Annotated in this window: 2 protein-coding genes; both read right to left on the bottom strand. The window is 28.3% G+C overall.

Annotation, left to right across the window (positions count from 1 at the left end):
- Positions 1 to 588 precede the first annotated feature (588 nt).
- Positions 589 to 1254 (bottom strand): WecB/TagA/CpsF family glycosyltransferase, encoded by a 666-nt coding sequence (locus GN208_RS17665; RefSeq protein WP_015422384.1) that lies wholly within the window; start codon positions 1252 to 1254, stop codon positions 589 to 591.
- A partial coding sequence (locus GN208_RS17660) for a hypothetical protein (RefSeq protein ID WP_243828506.1) occupies positions 1244 to 1604 on the bottom strand: 361 nt, incomplete at its 5' end. The genes GN208_RS17660 and GN208_RS17665, both read right to left, overlap by 11 nt.

Below are 1604 nucleotides of genomic sequence, written 5' to 3'. Positions count from 1 at the left end.
GGTTTATAAAATATGAGGAATAGCAATATTAATATAAAACTACGAGAACCAGTCATGTATACATGAGCTAAACACATTAACTTTAGAATGATAATAAAGTATTTATTTTTTACAGTGCTTGTTGTCTCAAATATTATGATAAGGAGTATACACAGCGTTATGATAAAATCAGAAAAAACTATTCTCTGAAAAGTAAGGCCATATGTTCTATTTGTATTATTTAAAAATAAAGTAGTTCCGGTGTATAATTGTATTATGTCCGAAATTACATAGGCAAATACAACTAAAGCTATTAAATTAGTATCTTTTACTGATATACGTATTCTGCATTGTGCTATCATGTATAATGATAACGCAAGGAATGAATATCGTATAATCCATATTAATCTATAATTACTAAATAAAACATGATAAACCAAAAGCGCAATAATAGAAGCCAGAGTAAATGTACCAATAATGGATTTTATATCAAATTGGTTAGGAGTAAATATAGGGATTATAAATCGCATTGCAACTATGGAAATTAATATTGCATTGTATTCGCTAAATGGAAGGAAGCCACCTAAAGATAGCAATAATAACCATGGTTTATAATTTAAACTCTTTGAATTTATGTATATGGTCATTTAATACTTTTCTCAATTTAAAAACCTGAATAAAACTAATTGGGTAAGTATATAGTACTCTTTTTAAGACAAAAGGCTGACGCATTATTCTGCATAACCATCTTGGTAGCCTTGAGTATTGCTCTCCATATATATCACCAAAAAGACCAACTTGTGTAATAAAACCACCACAAGTAAAGAAATCAACATTAGGGTGTTCTTTGGACAAATATAATAAATCAGTTTCTTGTTGTGGTGTTCCTCTGCCAATAATGACAGCGCTATAATTATATTTATTGATTAACTCGCTGATATCATTAAGTCTAAGAGTAAACCCATCAGTGCATGTCACATTTTTAGAGAGATTTTTATCGCTTAGGTAAGATATAAAATTATCAGTATGTTGTTTCTCCCCCCCCCAAAACAATACCTTTCCTTCGAAGGAGTAATATTTTATTGTTTTTTCAGCGATACTGCTCCAATCAAAACTATATCTTTTTATATTAGTGCCAAATAGCCAATTTATTTGTTTAACTAGCATGGCTCCATCAATATATATATTGTCAACATTATCTAAAACTAAATTAAGATTTTTTGATTTATATAGTGAATATAATGAAAAATGATTTATGAAAATATTACAAGCCATTTAATCTACTCGATAAGAAGAGTTTACCATTATGTTCAAGCTCAAGTTGTCTTTCTTTATGAAGACAAGGGTTGTTTAAGAAATTTTCTATATCAAAAGCATCACTTTTATTTAAAGTATTTCTAATATTAAATTTATCAATACCTCTGAAGATGGCGGCAGTGATCTTATTGGGATATTTATTTAAAAATGATAAGTTTAATTCATGATTATATGGCCATATTACTGTATCATTGAACAATAAATTAGATCCCAGCCCCCTGCTATCTTCAACTAAAAGTTTAGATGGAAGATTATTTTGTAAAAAATAATAATGAGAATGTAATCTAAAACCAATATGACACTTGTAG

Origin of the sequence: Morganella sp. HSTU-ASny43, assembly GCF_022819185.1 — a bacterium.
In the GTDB taxonomy this organism is placed as follows: domain Bacteria; phylum Pseudomonadota; class Gammaproteobacteria; order Enterobacterales; family Enterobacteriaceae; genus Morganella; species Morganella morganii.
This window is presented reverse-complemented; position numbering and strand designations above follow the sequence as displayed.

What these genes read in the sequence shown, in the direction of transcription:
- GN208_RS17665 (WP_015422384.1), bottom strand. Translation starts at nt 1,254, where the DNA reads ATGGCTTGTAATATTTTCATAAATCATTTTTCATTATATTCACTATAT.